At 35.5% G+C, this 17007-nt stretch carries 15 protein-coding genes; 7 read left to right on the top strand and 8 right to left on the bottom strand.

Annotated elements, in window-relative coordinates; translation table 11 throughout:
- Positions 1-105 precede the first annotated feature (105 nt).
- Genes mbpA through IEW94_RS04325 form a run of 3 tightly spaced genes read left to right on the top strand, consistent with a single transcriptional unit; the run spans position 106 to position 1821 of the window.
- Positions 106-621, top strand: coding sequence for a mobilization protein MbpA (gene mbpA, locus IEW94_RS16885; protein ID WP_229669445.1), 516 nt, complete (start codon positions 106-108; stop codon positions 619-621).
- Between the two features lie 38 nt (positions 622-659).
- Entirely contained in the window at positions 660-1481 is an 822-nt protein-coding gene (locus IEW94_RS04320; RefSeq protein WP_308423685.1) for a relaxase/mobilization nuclease domain-containing protein, read from the top strand.
- Between the two features lie 16 nt (positions 1482-1497).
- Positions 1498-1821 (top strand): DUF6730 family protein, encoded by a 324-nt coding sequence (locus IEW94_RS04325; protein WP_188650385.1) that lies wholly within the window; start codon positions 1498-1500, stop codon positions 1819-1821.
- 30 nt (positions 1822-1851) lie between these two features.
- Here the strand turns inward: IEW94_RS04325 and IEW94_RS04330 are convergent, their stop codons facing one another.
- On the bottom strand, positions 1852-2796 hold the full coding sequence (locus IEW94_RS04330) for a TerC family protein (protein WP_188650387.1): 945 nt from the start codon (positions 2794-2796) through the stop codon (positions 1852-1854).
- A gap of 780 nt (positions 2797-3576) precedes the next feature.
- Between IEW94_RS04330 and IEW94_RS04335 the strand changes: the two genes are divergently transcribed.
- Positions 3577-4065, top strand: a complete 489-nt coding sequence (locus tag IEW94_RS04335) for a hypothetical protein (RefSeq protein ID WP_188650389.1) — start codon at positions 3577-3579, stop codon at positions 4063-4065.
- Positions 4066-4154: 89 nt separating this feature from the next.
- Here IEW94_RS04335 and IEW94_RS04340 read toward each other — a convergent pair whose 3' ends face one another.
- The 7 genes from IEW94_RS04340 to IEW94_RS04370 form a co-directional block, all read right to left on the bottom strand.
- Positions 4155-6032, bottom strand: a complete 1878-nt coding sequence (locus IEW94_RS04340) for a potassium transporter Kup (RefSeq protein WP_188650390.1) — start codon at positions 6030-6032, stop codon at positions 4155-4157.
- A gap of 50 nt (positions 6033-6082) precedes the next feature.
- Positions 6083-6439, bottom strand: a complete 357-nt coding sequence (locus IEW94_RS04345) for a hypothetical protein (protein ID WP_188650392.1) — start codon at positions 6437-6439, stop codon at positions 6083-6085.
- Positions 6440-7002: 563 nt separating this feature from the next.
- A complete protein-coding gene (locus IEW94_RS04350) occupies positions 7003-7680 on the bottom strand; it encodes a response regulator (RefSeq protein ID WP_188650394.1) in 678 nt (225 codons plus the stop codon).
- A complete protein-coding gene (locus IEW94_RS04355) occupies positions 7673-8755 on the bottom strand; it encodes a sensor histidine kinase (protein ID WP_229669446.1) in 1083 nt (360 codons plus the stop codon). The genes IEW94_RS04350 and IEW94_RS04355 overlap by 8 nt, the downstream gene beginning before the upstream one ends.
- A 118-nt stretch (positions 8756-8873) precedes the next feature.
- The gene (locus tag IEW94_RS04360; RefSeq protein ID WP_188650396.1) at positions 8874-9191 is read right to left on the bottom strand and encodes a hypothetical protein; all 318 of its coding nucleotides are present in this window, start codon (positions 9189-9191) and stop codon (positions 8874-8876) included.
- Between the two features lie 19 nt (positions 9192-9210).
- Positions 9211-9561, bottom strand: a complete 351-nt coding sequence (locus IEW94_RS04365; protein ID WP_188650398.1) for a hypothetical protein — start codon at positions 9559-9561, stop codon at positions 9211-9213.
- A complete protein-coding gene (locus tag IEW94_RS04370; RefSeq protein WP_188650400.1) occupies positions 9545-10726 on the bottom strand; it encodes a HEPN domain-containing protein in 1182 nt (393 codons plus the stop codon). The genes IEW94_RS04365 and IEW94_RS04370 overlap by 17 nt, the downstream gene beginning before the upstream one ends.
- Before the next feature lie 161 nt (positions 10727-10887).
- Between IEW94_RS04370 and IEW94_RS04375 the strand changes: the two genes are divergently transcribed.
- From IEW94_RS04375 to cas9, 3 genes are all read left to right on the top strand, one after another.
- A complete protein-coding gene (locus IEW94_RS04375) occupies positions 10888-11106 on the top strand; it encodes a helix-turn-helix domain-containing protein (protein ID WP_188650401.1) in 219 nt (72 codons plus the stop codon).
- Positions 11107-11197: 91 nt separating this feature from the next.
- Positions 11198-12307: a Fic family protein gene (locus IEW94_RS04380; RefSeq protein WP_188650404.1), complete on the top strand. Its 1110-nt coding sequence runs from the start codon at positions 11198-11200 to the stop codon at positions 12305-12307.
- 342 nt (positions 12308-12649) lie between these two features.
- Positions 12650-16996 (top strand): type II CRISPR RNA-guided endonuclease Cas9, encoded by a 4347-nt coding sequence (gene cas9, locus IEW94_RS04385; protein WP_188650406.1) that lies wholly within the window; start codon positions 12650-12652, stop codon positions 16994-16996.
- Positions 16997-17007 lie beyond the last annotated feature (11 nt).

The following is a 17007-nucleotide window of genomic DNA, read 5'->3' on the forward strand; positions in this document are numbered from 1 at the left end:
AGGCTGGACAACAAGCAACAAAGTATCTGATGGATAATTACAATCATGTAAAAGATCGAAGCAGCAGCTATAAAAACCATAAAGACATAAACGATATGATCTGTCATGAACAAAGAAAGCAAATATGATTTTGAAACCCTCAATGAACGGAACCAGGTACTAAAGATTCCTGCCGATGCGCTTAAGCATTCGGACGCCATGGACCTGGATCTGGAAATGAATTCTTCGGAAAAGAGCATGGTCCTGGGCAGGAATTCGAGATGTGTGGCTGTGGCCACAATCTCGTCTGCTCCCGAAGGTCGCAGAGAAAAAAGAGTGTTTAAGGGGAGAGGGGATCTCGTTAAGTTTAGATGTTCCATCTATGAAAAGAAGCTCCTTAAGGTAAAGGCCAAACGGAGCGGTCTCACCCTGAGCGAATACATTCGGCGCAGTCTTTTTGAACAGGAGATCACGGAACGTTTCACGGATGAACATATTCAGCTTTATAAAATGCTCATCAAGTACCATAACAATTTCAAGTCCATTGGGAACATGTTCAAAAAACGGAACCCCAAGCTCATGCAAACAGTCCATGACTTGGCAGATGAAATAAAAGCACATCTAAAGAGATTCCAACAATGATCGGCAAGGGGAAAAGCATATCGCATACCAGAGCTTCCATGTCCTATGGATGGAACCAGGAAAAGGATTCGGAAATCGTTCTCAAGGAATTTCTGCATGGCGACTCACCTGCAGAGATCACCAAAGAGTTCAAGATGCTCCAGGACCAAAACCATAACTGTACAAAAAACACCCTGTCATTTGTGATAAGCCCAACCATAGAAGATGGCAGGCATTTGGATAAAGATGAACTGCATGCCATTACCAAACGCTTTATGCATGAAATGAAACTTGGGGAACGGCAGGCCATAGCCTTTGTGCACCGGGACAAAGAGCATAAGCACATCCATTTGTATGCCAACCGGATCGATTTTAGGGGCGTGGCCTATAAAGACAGTTTTATAGGCAAGCGCAGCCAGCTGGCAGCGGAGAGAACGGCGGAGCATATGGGACTTACCACCGTCAAGCAGATCCAATTTGAAAAGGAATTCAACCTAAGGGAAATCCGGACTGAGATCAAGCGAAGGCATGACCTGACCATGGGACAGTTCAAGCCCAAATCCTTTGGCGCCTATGTAAAGGCGATGGAGGCCAATGGGGTCAAGGTCATTCCAACGATCAACAAACAGAACAAACTGCAGGGCTTTCGGTTTGGGTTCGATGGCCATAACCTGAAAGGGAGCGAGGTGCATCGGAACATGTCCATGGGCAACATCGGAAAGGAGATGTCCATGATCCATGGGAGAAGTATTTTAAGGGACAACAATGTAAGTATCAAACTGGCAGGAAAAACGGTTGACCTAACGCCAAACCTGGCCCTAAAGATCACCAAGTTCATCATTAAAAGGGCCGTCGATAGAGGAATGGGAATAGGATATTAAATTAAACATAACAATCATGACAAAACTTGAGGAACTGACAGCTCTTTTGGTCAATGAGATCAATGACTTTAAGAATGGGGTCGAGAAACTGGACAACATCAATGACCGATTAAAGGACACCAAGATCAAGATGGATGTATCGGTGTATAAATCCATTATCGAGGAACACCAGAAACAAATGGCATCTCACATAAAAGCTATTGAGGGCTTTGAAAGTCGATTTAATAATAAAATTAACAAAGCTAAGATCTATCCTAATTGGGCAATCGTGTTTTTTGTGATTTCTCTGGTGGTAACTATATTGATTGCCACTTTTTTGATATTTAATTTTTTACTTTGATTGAATAAATCGTAGTAATCTAATCAAATATTAATTTTCTTTTAAAACCGTTTTTTTCAAAGAAATAATAATTCCAATTGCTAAAGACAAAGCTATGAAACCCAAAGATACCCACTCAGGAAACTTATAATGGTGCACCAAAATCAATTTAATGCCAACAAAGCATAAAATGGCAACCAGGCTATATTTTAAAAAGCTAAAACGACCCAGCATGTTTGCCAGAAAAAAATACATAGAGCGTAAGCCCAAAATAGCAAAAATATTGGAGCTGAAAACTAAAAAGGGGTCAGAGGTTATGGCCAATATAGCCGGTACACTATCGAGTGCAAATAGGATATCCGTAAACTCAATAACGATTAAAGCAATAAGCAATGGGGTAGCGGCGGTAATATGCCGTAATCGCACAAAGAACTTTTGCCCCTCAATGTGACTTGTTATGGGTATAACTTTTCTTAAATTCCTATAAACAAAAGATTTTTTTGGATTGAATTTTTCTTCCTTTGAAAACAGCATTTTAAAGGCAGTAAATAGTAGGAAAGCGCCAAATATATAGGTGGTGAAACTAAATTTTTTAATCAATACCACACCAAAAAATATCATTAATGCCCTAAAAACAATAGCGCCCAAAATTCCCCAAAACAAAATCCGATGTTGATATTTCTGTGGAATGTTGAACGAACTGAAAATAACCGCAATCACAAAAATATTGTCGATACTTAAAGACAATTCGATCAAATACCCTGTAATATACTTAACTGAGGCATCCGTGGGGGTCAAGACGTCTACATTATCAATGTTTCCACTTCTGTAAAGCCAAAAAACAACACCCGAGAACAAAAAAGACAAAAAGACCCAAACACTTGTCCAGATAGAAGCTTCTTTAACGCTGATTATATGGGGGTTCTTGTTAAAAATCCCTAAATCCAAAGCTAAAAAAACAAGTATTCCCAATAAAAATAATCCCCAAACCAACATAAGAAAAGTACTTTTTAAGAAAACGAAAAGTAAGCAAACAGATTTACATAAAAAAAATGAATGTTCTAATAATAAAGGTATTTAATAAACCACCACTTCTTTAGAAATTTGTAAAATCAAGTTTTTTAAAATCCTATCCTTCCATTAATAATTATTACTCCAAATAGTTCCTGAATTTACGATTTAGGTGTTCTAATCATTCTGTTCAACATGTCCCATGACGCTTTTAAAACGATGTGCAAAACAATCAAATGAACACATATATAATAATTGAAAATAAGGTTATATTTGATTTGTGAAAAATAAAATCAAGATTTTAGGTAGAATTATTTTGACGACCATGTATTGCTTAATCGCAAGCGGTTTTGTCATTGATTTACCAATAAATTATGATTTTAAAGATGATCAGACCTCTGAACAAAACAGATGTTTTTCCTCTGCCTCAACCATTCTTTTTTGCAATATTCCGCAGCAGGAAAGTTTGATCAAAACTCCAGATAGCCTTCCAACTTTAAGCTTTAAAGATTCGTTTTATCCCCCCTTTGGGTTGAACAGGAGGCCCGAACAGTTCTTTAAGTTGGAAATTAAACGGTATGCTTACTTTTCATTACATTTTCCAATACAATACGGGAACACTGATATCATTTTCCCTTTCCATTATTTCTGGTAATTTTTTTTTCATGATGTGTCTTCAATCGAAGTACAATTGATTTGAATCTACCGGCTTTGTATCGTATAGAGCCTTAATTACTTGTTTATAAACTTTAGAAAAAATTTGAAATGGATATAGGAACCACAATTATAGGGGTTGTTCTTGCAGCAATTTGTTTGCTGCCTTTTTTTCTGATATCAAGAGGCAGAAAAAAAAGAGAAGAAAAGACAATAAAATCGCTAATGGATATTGCCAAACAGCAAGATTGTCAAATTAACCAATATGAACTTTGTAACAACTTGATAATAGGAATGGACAAAAACAAAAATGTCTTATTATTTAAGAAAGACTACGATGATATTCCGAGGGAACAGTTAATCTACTTATCAGAAATACAGAGTTGTAAAGTAGTTGAAATTAGTAGAACCATTAAAAACAAGAGTGCTACAATTAAATTAATCGATAGATTGGAACTAATGTTAATTCCTAACAACAAAAGTAAACCGGAAATTAAATTAGAGTTTTTCAATGTCGAAAAAGACTTTCAATTAAATGGGCAGCTTCAATTAATTAATAAATGGTCAAAAGAGATAAAAGATCAGTTGAAAAGTAATTGAATATTAAAAAAACCTGTTGTCCTTAACAGGTTTTTTTATTCTTAATGTATTACCGAAATAATTCTTTAAAATCTCATATGGATATGTAACTATATTTCGATATTGGTGCCTACTTCAAAAACTTTTTCTGCTGGTAATTTAAAATAACGAGTGGCACGTTGTGCATTTCTTGAAAGAATGGCGAAAATAGTTTCCCTCCATACTGGCATTCCCATCTTGCCGTTAACGATAAGTGTCTCCCTTCCCAAAAAGTATGACAACTGTGACGTTTCGATCTTAACGCCCTTATTCTTAATAAGGTCTATAGCTTGGGGTATATTGGTCCTGTCCATAAATCCATAATTTATTTGTGCAGAATAAAAGCCTGCACCAAGATTTGATAAAGTGAGCCTTTTTTCCATTGGGATGCGTGGGGTAGATTTAAATTGTACGGACAGTACAATAATCTGCTCATGAATGACCTTATTATGTTTTAAATTATGTATCAAGGCGGTTGGTACCCTGTCAAAAGTTCTGGTAAAATAAATAGCGGTTCCAGAAACTCTTTGGATGTCTTCTTCATTTATTTTTTTTATAAAGCTGTCAATTGGTTCCATAATTTTGGTAAGCTGGACATTTAAAATCCTTCTTCCTTTGTACCAAGTGGTCATAATGAGGTAAATGGAACCAGCGATGACCAATGGGAACCACCCACCATCCGGTATTTTGTCAATATTTGCAAAAAAGAAGGAAAAATCAATGACCAACAATATTAATGTTATGGCTATGGCTATTGAAAATCTCCAATGCCAGAGTTTCCTCATGGCAATGAATGCCAAAAGGGTTGTAATGACCATGGTAGTTGTAACTGCTACCCCATAGGCTGCTGCCAAATTACCAGAGGATTTGAACAAAAGGACTAAGCTGATGGTCCCTATAAAAAGAATCCAGTTAACCTGTGGCATATATATTTGCCCTTCTTCATTTTCTGATGTATGCGTAACCGTAAGCCTAGGCAAAAAGCCCAGTTGAAGTGCTTGCAGAGTAAGACTGTACGCCCCTGTTATAACCGCTTGGGAGGCTATTACGGATGCTATTGTGGCTATTATGACCAAAGGTATCAGTCCCCAAGAAGGAGCCAAATGGTAGAAAGGGTTCAGTGCCAGTTCAGGACTTCTCAACATTAAAGCCCCTTGGCCAAAATAGTTCATTACCAGACAGGGTAATACAACAGAGAACCACCCCAAACGGATCGGTTTCTTGCCAAAATGGCCTATGTCAGCATACAAAGCCTCTCCTCCCGTGACCACCAAGAAAACCGCTCCTAGAATAAAGATGCCATGAAAATGGTGCAGCTTGAAAAACTCAAAGGCGTAATAAGGATTTATTGCCCAAAGTATTCCAGGAGTCTTTAAAATTGAGTTTACTCCCAATAGGGCTATTGTTATGAACCATAACAGTATCAATGGGCCAAAAACGATCCCTACACCTTTGGTGCCTCTTTTTTGAAATAGAAATAGACCTAACAAAATGACGAGGGTTATCATTATGACATATGGCTCAAAAAGAGGTGTGACAATTTTGAGCCCTTCAACCGCACTTAAAACCGATATGGCCGGGGTTATCATACCGTCACCATAAAGCAAAGCGGCACCAAATAGTCCCATGGCAAGGATAACAAATCGTCTTTTGTTCTTTTTTTTATGGATAACCAACTCCATCAATGCCAAGATACCGCCCTCACCATCATTGTCCGCTCGTAAGATTATAATCAGGTATTTTATGCTTATGACCAAAATCAGTGCCCAAAAGATCAAGGAAAGCGCTCCCATGATGTTTAGTTCGGTTGGATCTACTCCAAACTCTCCAAAAAAGCATTCCCTGACAGCATAAAGTGGGCTGGTGCCAATATCACCAAACACTACTCCTATAGCGGTTAGACTCAATATAAACAATCGTTTTGAAGACCTGTTTTTTTTCTGTTCCATAATTGATTGGTTCTGGTTTATCTTTTAAATAATTTGATAATTATTTGGTTTTAATTTTTTTGGATGTCTTTCTTTAGATTCCATAATTTTGATTCGAGCCTGTAAAGCACAGATATTATATTGGATTTGTCCTTTATGTCGATTTGTACAGCCTTATAAAACGCAATAAGGCCTTCAACGTGAATTACTGCATTGTCCACATTTCTAATTAGCTCTTTGTTGCTAGTCGAACTTAAAATTTTGTCTATTGACTCATCAATATCTTCATCAGGGCAAATCACTTTTTTAATATTCTCATTTTGAAGAGTTGTTTTTTGATGCTTAAAGTCGTTGGCATCAAAACAAATCCGTATGATAGCGTTAACAATGTCATTATTTACCATTAAAGTTTTTTTTGAGTCTTTCATAAACAATTTTATTTAATTCAATCACTATTATTGATGAATTTGACATCAAGCTGAAGAATAAAAAAACTGGGCATGGGTCAAACAATAATAAAGCTCATATTGACACTGTTAAGGTTTTTGTTACAGTAAACAAACATCCGATAATATTCAATCTGCAAAGTTAAAGCCAATGGGGTGTTTAGAATATAAAGGTTATGTTTCGACCTATAAAGATTTTATAAAGAAAGTGAAGTGTGATTTTAATTGCAAAGATGCATTGCTTAACTTGAATGGGAATCTGTATGATTATGCTTGTTTAATATAATTTATGGGAGAATCGATTTTACATCAACCAGGATTACAGTAAATAAATGCATACAATCACTTGGGACCATTGTTTTTTCTGCTCAACACATCTTTAATTGAGGCATAGACCAGAAGTATGATTATCCCTGTAAGAATTATGATGCCAAAAAGATGCATAGTATAACAGTTGTGTTATTGGGTTTTTCATGTTAAAGTTAAGTCAATTACCATAAACATAAGATAAAAGAAATATGATGAACGTAAAAATTAAATAAAGATTATTGAAATCTGTAACCAACGCCGCTTTCTGTAATAATATAATTGGGATTGTTTGGATTGTCTTCAATCTTTTTTCTTAATGTTCCTACAAAAACCCTTAAATATTGGGTTTCTGTTTGATACCCATAGCCCCATATTTCTTTTAAGATGTATTGATGCGTTAACACTTTACCCTCATTTTTAGCAAATAATGCCAATAAATTATATTCTGTTGAAGTGAGCTTAATAACTTGATTAAGTTTTTTTACGGTCCTGGCGACCAAATCTATTTCAAGATCGTCACAGACAATTACAGCATTAGATTCAATATTCTGACTTCTTCTTATAGCTGAACGCAGTCGTGCCAGCAATTCTCCCGTTCTAAACGGTTTGGTCAAATAATCTGTTGCCCCATTATCAAGAGCTTTTATAATGTCAGCTTCATTATCCTGCACAGACAATATGATAATTGGCTTATTGTACCATTCACGTAATCCCTTTAGAACGTCATGACCATTTCTATCGGGAAGGCCAATATCCAACAATATGGCATCTGGCAAATAGCTTGCCGACAAGGCAACCCCTTCTTTTGCGTTGGAAGCCTGTACGACTCTATAATCATTACTTTCCAGGTTGATCTGTAGCAATTTTCTAATTTGGGGCTCGTCATCTATGATCAGTATCTGCGCTTTATTCATTGTCAGTGGCTTTTATGGAAGATGTCTCAACAGGGATTGTTATCCTGAATTGTGCTCCCTTGGGTTTTAGGTTCTTTAATTCAATAGAACCATTCAATACCTCAGTGAACCCTTTCACAATCGATAGGCCTAGTCCAGTGCCTCCCGTTGTGGCATTGTTCAGTTTGTAGAATTTGTAGAATAAACGCTCTTTTTCTTTTTCAGGAAACCCAAGACCTGTATCGGATACCTTTAAGACCAAATGGTTGGACGCTGTAGTTGCCACAATAGTTATGACTGTTGCTGGCGGTGTATGCTGTATGGCATTGTGCAAGAGGTTATGGAGCATGGTCTCTATTAGGCCTCCGTCCGTTTTCATTAATGGCAGTTCTTCGTCCGGGGAGAAGCTTATGATATGTCCCGTTGGGTTCTTTACATACTCTTTAATACAGTTGAAGACAAGTTCGTTGATGTCAAACCAATCATAGGTTATCTTGATTGTACCTGCCTCTAAACGGCTCATGCTCAATAGATTTTCAACTTGACGGTTCAAACGGTTTGATGCTACCTCTATTTCCTTATAAAGCTCTGACTTGTTTTCTTTTGATAGTTTGGTTTCATTATCTGTAATGGTATCTATGGCACCAATAATTGCGGCTATGGGTGTTCTCAATTCGTGGGACAATGAATTTAAAATAGTATTGTAAAGCTGTATGGTTTTATTGCTTTCCAATTCATTTTGTTTTTTGCGTTCATACTGCCTTATCTTAAAAGTTAGAACGGCATTGATAATGGCTACCACAAAATACATGCTAAACATAAGAACATCCTCTGCCGTGTCTATATGAAGTGTGAATGTAGGTGGGATAAAAAAGAAATTTAATATGATGGCACTTAAAAGTGCAGCTATTAGTACAGGCAGAATATCAAATAATATAGCTGATATAGATACGACCAAAAGCAACACCAATGCCACCACTCGATATCCAATGAACTCTTTGAAAGAGTATGATATCAATGATGCCAAAACAATCAATAAAACACTTATAAGGTATTGCTTGGCAATGCTAATGCTTCTTCTTGTTAAAACTCCCAATTTGATTTTTTTGTAAAATTAATGAAAGCTTTATAAAGATTTTATATAAAACATATGGTATAAGGAAATGTGTTACGGAGGACAATAAACGAATAAAAGATAATGATATATCACTTTCTTAATACATCTGCTTCAATATAGCATTTACATCATCCAAAAACTCACCTTCATCAAACGGCAATAGTTTATTTGCCAATTCCAACGTTTTTCTAATATCAATACCATTATCATCTGTTACGTTAGAGGAATCAATATGACTTGCCATGATACAAACGTTTATCAAGGATTCAATGGTTATAAATAAATCCAGGTAACCATCGAACTGTAAAAATGAGGCTCTAAATTTATCCTTCTGTACATTTGAGGGGTTCAAGGTTACTAATCGACACTTTGCTGATTTTATTAATTTATTGAGCTCTTTCTTTTTTGCACTCATAGCCAATGAAGTTTTAGTGTTAACTTTTTTTATCTTCTCCTTCGGAAATAATTTCGGTGATCTTGTCCAAGCAGAACATTTGGTCATGTGGCAAGAGGTCGATGACCATTTCCAATACCTTGGTCACACTGTTTATCGGGGTTTTATTGCTATGCTTGGGATAAACGAAAGTGCCATTCCCATCAAGTGCAAAATAACACACTTCCAAGAGTGCGGAAATACTGCTGGTGATGTCTTCATTATCAAAAACCTCGAACCCGATGGTCTTTCTGGTCCTGTTACCATAGGGTTCCATGCTTACTCCAGGGAAGTTTTTAATGTGTCTTTTTATTGTCTTTAATCTGTTTTTATGTTTATTTTTTTCTTTCATCAGCTATTGTTTCTGGTTCTAAAGCTAAATCCCTAATGACATCCAATAGCTCCATTTCGTTATGGGGTATCATATCCAAGATGTATCCCAAAACTTCCCTAATATTATGTTCCGGTTCAGGGATAGAGCGGGTTGGAAAGTATTCTACTTCCATGGCAAGTATACAGACCTTCAACAGATTTGAAATCATAAATGAAAGATCCAAATAGCCTTCGGCAACTAATCCAATCGTATAATATCCTTCTTTATAGGGATATGGTTTTAAAGCCGAAAAATCCTTTTTTGATAGCGATTTAATGAATTTAAATATCTCTTTGTCATTTGTGGAATTAGATTCAGTATTAGAGGTACTTATTTCCCTTGGTTGAACTGATGGCATTTTGCAAGCCTCTATTTTAGCTTTAGATAAAGCGGTAATAATAGATGCAATCTCATTAGCCTTCTCTAATATTTTATGGATTTGTTCCAAATTAATATGGTAGTTGTTATCATAGCGGGTAGTTATATACGCATCATCCAAAATTTTTAAAAGACTTTGCTCCTCCTCTACTTCACTGCTAAAAAGATTACTAAGTACTGGTGAAAATGCTGTTATATACATTTGAAGCTCCTTTATGCTATGGCTTTTGCGTTCCTTGCCCATAATAAGAAGAGCTGCATACCGAAACCACAGTTCAATATATTGGTGCAACATGTACGCCGCATGGGACAGATTGTTTTTTTCGATAAAAAATGTAGCGCCGTCTAAAAATGCCTCAATTTTATCATGTTCCTTTTCAAAAGCGGATTGTATGTTGGCAATTGTTTTTTCGGATATCTGGTATTCATAAAAACTGTCCAATTCTACATCTTGATTATGGTAAATGACGTTATCCCAGGTACAACCATTTACAAAAAACAAATTGCCTGTATTTAATTGTTGCTGTGCATATTCACAGGAAAATATCCGATATAGAAAATCAGTTTCGTTCTGAAATATTTTAGCGACCATTGACGATAACTCTTTGGTTAATGAAGTACAATTATCTTCTAAAATAACAATCAAAAGGGATTTGCTGTAATCTTCAAATTCAATGTTTGACTTGTAAATGTACTTTACCTCAAGAAGAGCCAGGAGCCTATTTATGACCTGTTCCCCATTTGTACTAGCCTTTTGAATCATCATTTTGATAGTTTAAGGTTATAAAAGTTTATATAATCAGATATTTATTTCTTATAATAAGAACTAATGTACATATATTATGATAAAATAACAAATTTAAGTTTAGAATATCGGAATAATTTATCTTAAAGATTAAATTTATGTACACAAAACAGGACAAAAACATGACTGAATTAGGACTTTATTTTGCTAAAAAATCTATTAATAGATCAGATGTTTCTCGAAAAACAGGTATTAGTAAAACACGATTAAGTGAACTTTCAAATAATTCTAAAACACAATTAAAAGTAAATGAACTTTACTTGATTGCTCTTGCTGTTGATGAAGACCCGGGTGAATTGTTAAAGGAAGTGTGTAAGAAACTTGAACTGCCGAAAGAGTAATAACCAAAATAAATGATTTTGAGCTAAATAAAATCACTATATAGCTCATAAAAATGTTATATTTGAGCTATAAAACTCTAAAATATAGCTCATGGAACGTAAGATTTGGAATTGGCAATCCAAAGAATGGCCAAACTTCTCCTATAATGAAAATGAATTAAAAGCACTGGAAATACAATTCTCTAAAAACAGTGGCACGGTTTCGGGCGCTTTTAAGCATGTTGGTGATAATGAAAAAGAGCATCTTATTATTGAGATGCTTTCTAGTGAAGCTTTAAAAACATCAGAAATAGAGGGAGAGTATTTAGATAGAGATAGCATCCAGTCTTCCATTAAAAAAAATCTGGGATTACATGTTGATAACAGAAAGATAGCTCCGGCAGAGTATGGCATTTCTGAAATGATGGTCGATTTATATCGCAATTATCAAAAACCCTTAACGCATGAACAATTGTTTGATTGGCACAAGATGCTAACCAATGGTAGACGTGACTTAACTGATGTTGGTAAATATCGAACACATGAAGACGCCATGCAGGTAGTTTCTGGACGGTTAGATAAACCTTCCGTTCATTTTGAAGCACCTCCATCTCGTGCCATGCAAAATGAAATGGAACAATTTATAACTTGGTTTAATAGTTGTCATTTACAAGAGACTACATTATTGCCCATGGCAAAAGCAGGTATCACGCATCTTTATTTTGTAAGCATACATCCCTTTGAAGATGGCAATGGACGGATTTCTCGTGCATTGGCTGAAAAGTCCATATCGCTTAGTATTGGTCAAGCTGCCTTAATTTCTTTATCTAAAACCATTGAAGCCAATAAAAAGTCCTATTACGATGCTTTGGAGAAAAATAATAAAACCTGTGATATTACTGACTGGTTGAGCTATTTTGGAAGAACCATTTTAAATGCACAAGAAGAAACCATTTCGCTAATTGATTTTATAATAGAGAAAGCAAAGTTTTTAGATCGTTACGCAAACCAAATAAATGAGCGACAATTAAAAGTTGTAAATAGATTATTCGCAGCGGGACCCCAAGGTTTTGTAGGAGGTTTAAGTGCTGAAAACTACATAAGAATTGCAAAGACATCAGCATCAACAGCCACCCGTGACTTAAAGGATTTGGTAGATAAGAAAGCGCTAATGAAAACAGGTGCATTGAAAGGAACTCGATATTGGTTGAATATTGGTTGACAAAATGTCTCTTTTGGGTAAAAAACAATTGTGCCTGAACGTCTATCTGTCAAATATTTTTGGAAGATTTTTCTTATTTAAAAATAAAAGAATATATTTAAAATCAATTGATTTTAATGAAAGTATAGGTTTCAAATTGATTCATATGGAAGTACACATAAAAAAGCCCCGAAGATAGTCGAGGCGCTAAATGTTTTCACAACGGAATAATCCTTATTGTGAATTGCTTTCAGTGATACAAATATAATAAAATAACTTAAAGTTGAAATACGGGTTTCCGTAAATATCTTTTGGCAGTTGTTTGTAATTTTTGATTTTTAAATTATTTAATAAATAAAGGAAATGAAACGAATTTTAGGACTGGATTTGGGAACAACCAGTATTGGTTTTGCATATATTAAAGAGGGTGAAAATGAAAAAGAACTCTCATCTATTGAAAAGATTGGTGTTCGGGTTAATCCATTAACTACAGATGAACAGACCAATTTTGAAAAAGGGAAACCATTAACCACCAATGCAGATAGAACATTAAAACGCGGAGCAAGACGCAATCTTGACCGTTACAAACAGCGCAGAGAAAACTTGATTGAGGTTTTAAAAAAATCTAATTTAATTTCTGATGATATTATTTTAACGGAAAATGGAAAAAACACAACTTTTGAAACATGGCATTTGCGAACAAAAGCTGTGAACGAAAAAATAGAAAAACACGAATTGACTCGTGTACTTTTGGCGATTAATAAAAAACGAGGTTACAAGAGCAGCCGAAAAACAAAAAACGAGGAAGATGGACAAGCTGTTGATGGAATGGGAATTGCAAAGCGTTTGTATGAAGAAAACATAACGCCCGGTCAATTGGCTTTTCAGTTTTTGCAAAAAGGAAAAACAATGCTTCCTGATTTTTACCGTTCCGATTTACAAGCTGAATTTGATACGGTTTGGAACTTTCAAAAGCAATTTTATTCTGAAATTTTTACTGATGAATTTTACAAAGAATTGCAAGGCAAAGGACAGCGGGCAACTTCTGCCTTGTTTTGGATAACGTGCAAATTCAATGTTGCCGAAATAAAAGATTTGGAAGATAGCCTAAAAACTGAAAAAACAATTAAATTCAACAAAAGGCAGCAAAAGAAATTACAAGCTTATAAATGGAGAAGTGATGCTATTTCTAAGCAACTGCCAAAGGAAGAAGTCGCTTTTGTATTAACTGAAATCAACAACGATTTAAATAAATCAAGTGGTTATCTCGGAGCTATTTCCGACAGAAGCAAGGAACTCTATTTCAACAAAGAAACCGTTGGGCAATATCTATACAAGCAATTACAACAAAATTCACATACACGCTTAAAAAACCAAGTGTTTTACCGTCAGGATTATTTGGACGAGTTTGAAGCGATATGGGAAACGCAAGCCAGATTTCATTCTGAATTGACGGAAGAACTGAAAGAAGAAATCCGGGATATTGTTATTTTCTACCAACGAAAACTAAAGTCACAAAAAGGACTCATCAGTTTTTGCGAGTTTGAAAGCGAAGAAAAACTTATTGACGGCAAAAAGAAAACCATAGGTCGTAGAGTTGCGCCAAAATCTTCGCCTTTGTTTCAGGAGTTTAAGATTTGGCAGAACCTGAACAATGTTTTGGTACGAAAAAAAGGAAGCCGAAAACGAATCGTTAAAAACAATAGCCAAACCACACTTTTTGAAGGCGAAGAAGAGATTTTTGAATTTGACCTTGAAACCAAAGAACTCCTTTTTGAAGAACTCAATCTAAAAGGCAAACTAAAGGCCAATGACATCATAAAACTGCTCGGTCATAAACCCACAGAATGGGAAATCAACTATTCGCAGTTGGAAGGCAACCATACCAATAAAGCCTTATATGAAGCCTATTTTAAAATTTTGGAAATAGAAGGCTATGATGTAAAAGACTTGCTGAAAGCAAAATCCACTAAAGATGAAGTAGAATTGGACGACTTGAACGTTCCCGCTTCAGAAATCAAAGAGATGGTAAAACAGATTTTCGAGACTTTGGAAATCAATATCGAAATATTGGATTTTGATGCGGATTTGGATGGAAAAGCCTTTGAAAAACAAGCCGCTTATCAACTGTGGCATTTGTTGTATTCTGTTGAAGACGACAGCAAAAAATTCAATGAAGATGATATCTTAATCTATGGAAACGACAACATTGGTCTAAAAAAACAGTTGTGTACCAAATTTGGTTTCAAGCCCGAACACTCTAAGGTTTTGGTAAATGTTGCTTTTCAAGATGACTACGGAAATCTTTCCACTAAAGCAATACGCAAAATTTACCCGTTCATTAAAGAACATAAATATTCTGATGCCAGCGAATTGGCGGGTTATCGTCATTCCAAACATTCACTTTCCAAAGATGAACTCAAATACCGGGATTTAAAACCCCACTTGGCATTGCTCAAAAAGAACAGTTTGCGCAATCCGGTGGTGGAGAAAATCCTGAACCAAATGGTGAATGTGGTAAACACGCTCATTGATACCGAAAGAACAAAAGACCCGAACTTCAAATTTGATGAAATCCGCATTGAACTTGCTCGTGAGTTAAAGAAAAATGCCAAAGAACGTGCTGAAATGACCACCAATATCAACACAGCCAAAACACGGCACGAGAAAATCGTAAAACTCTTGCAAAACGAATATGGCGTTGCCAATCCAACCAGAAACGACATTATTCGCTATAAACTTTACGAAGAACTGAAAAACAACGGTTACAAAGATTTATATACGAACAAGTATATCCCGAGAGGAAAATTGTTTACCAAAGAAATTGATATTGAGCATATCATTCCGCAATCCAAAGCCTTTGATGACAGTTTTTCCAATAAAACAATTTGTTACAGAGAGGAAAATTTAAAAAAGGGCAATAGAACTGCCATAGATTATATTGAAAGCGAATATGGAAGCGAAAAACTTGAAGAATACTTAAACAGAATTACTGTGCTGAACAAAAGTTGGGGTAAAGACAAACAAGAAGAAGGTATCAGCAAAGCCAAATTCCAAAAGTTGCAAAAACGGGAAAGCGAAATAGGTGAAGGTTTTGCCGAAAGAGATTTGCGGGATAGTCAGTACATTGCCAAAAAAGCAAAAAGTATGTTGTTTGAAATTACACCTTCGGTTGTTTCCACTTCTGGAAGTATTACGGACCGTTTGCGTGAAGATTGGGATTTAATCAACGTTATGAAAGAACTCAATTTGCCTAAATACAGGATGTTGGGGCTTACAGAAATACAAGAACGTAAGTTTGGCAAGCAAGTAGAAGTAATTACCGATTGGACTAAACGAAACGACCATCGTCACCACGCTATGGATGCGCTTACGGTCGCTTTTACCAAACATAATCACATTCAATACCTAAACTATTTGAATGCCAGAAAGGACGAAAACCACAAACTGCACGGAAACATAATTGCCATTGAAAAAAAAGAAACCGAATTGGTGGAAAATAGTAATGGCAGTAAAAAAAGATTGTTTAAAAAACCATTGCCAAATTTCCGCCAAATAGCCAAAGAGCATTTGGAAAACGTATTTGTTTCGCATAAAGCGAAAAATAAAGTAGTTACCAAAAACAAGAACAAAACCAAATGGGGAAAAGGGGAAAAGGTTAAAGTTGAACTCACGCCAAGGGGACAGCTGCACAAAGAAACCGTTTACGGAAAGTATCACTATTACACCAGTAAAGAAGAAAAAGTGGGGACAAAATTCGATAAGGAAATCATTCAAAAAGTAGCCAATCCGCTTTATAAGAAATTGTTGTTACAACGATTGGAAGAAAACAACAATGACCCGAAAAAAGCTTTTGGAGGGAAAAATATCTTGACTAAAAACCCTATATATCTGAATGAAAGTAAAACAGAAGTTTTGCCTGAAAAAGTAAAATTGGTTTGGTTGGAAGAGGATTTTTCCATCCGAAAGGATGTTACACCCGAAAATTTCAAAGATTTAAAAACAATTGAAAAAATATTGGACGAGGGCGTAAAAAGGATTTTGAAAAAACGTTTAAAAGACTTTGGTAACGACCCTAAAAAAGCCTTCTCCGATTTAGATAAAAACCCCATTTGGCTCAACGAAGAAAATGGAATTTCCATTAAGCGAGTTACCATTTCGGGAGTGAAAAATGCCGAACCTTTGCATTACAAAAAAGACCATCTCGGTAATTTTATTTTTGATAATGAAAGACACAAAATCCCTGTGGATTATGTAAGTACAGGGAATAACCACCACGTAGCAATTTATAGAGATGAAAAAGGAAACCTACAAGAAAATGTAGTTTCATTCTATGAAGCAGTAGAACGCATAAATCAAGAATTGCCAATTATAGACAAAACTTTTAATAAACATTTAGGGTGGGAATTTTTGTTTTCCATGAAGCAAAACGAATATTTCATATTCCCAAATGAGGAGGTAGGATTTGATATTAAGGATATTGATTTACTTGATCCGAAAAATAAAAAGCAAATAAGCCCAAATTTGTTTCGGGTGCAAAAGTTCACAATTAAGGATTATTTCTTTCGACATCATTTAGAAACTGATGTCGAAAATAATTCGAATACAAAAAATGTTGCTTGGAAGCGTGAAGGTTTGTCTGGGATTAATGGAATTTTAAAAGTTCGCCTTAACCACCTTGGTGATATTGTAAGTGTTGGGGAATATTAAAAAGAGGACAA

It is taken from the genome of Yeosuana aromativorans (assembly GCF_014646655.1).
GTDB classification, from domain to species: domain Bacteria; phylum Bacteroidota; class Bacteroidia; order Flavobacteriales; family Flavobacteriaceae; genus Yeosuana; species Yeosuana aromativorans.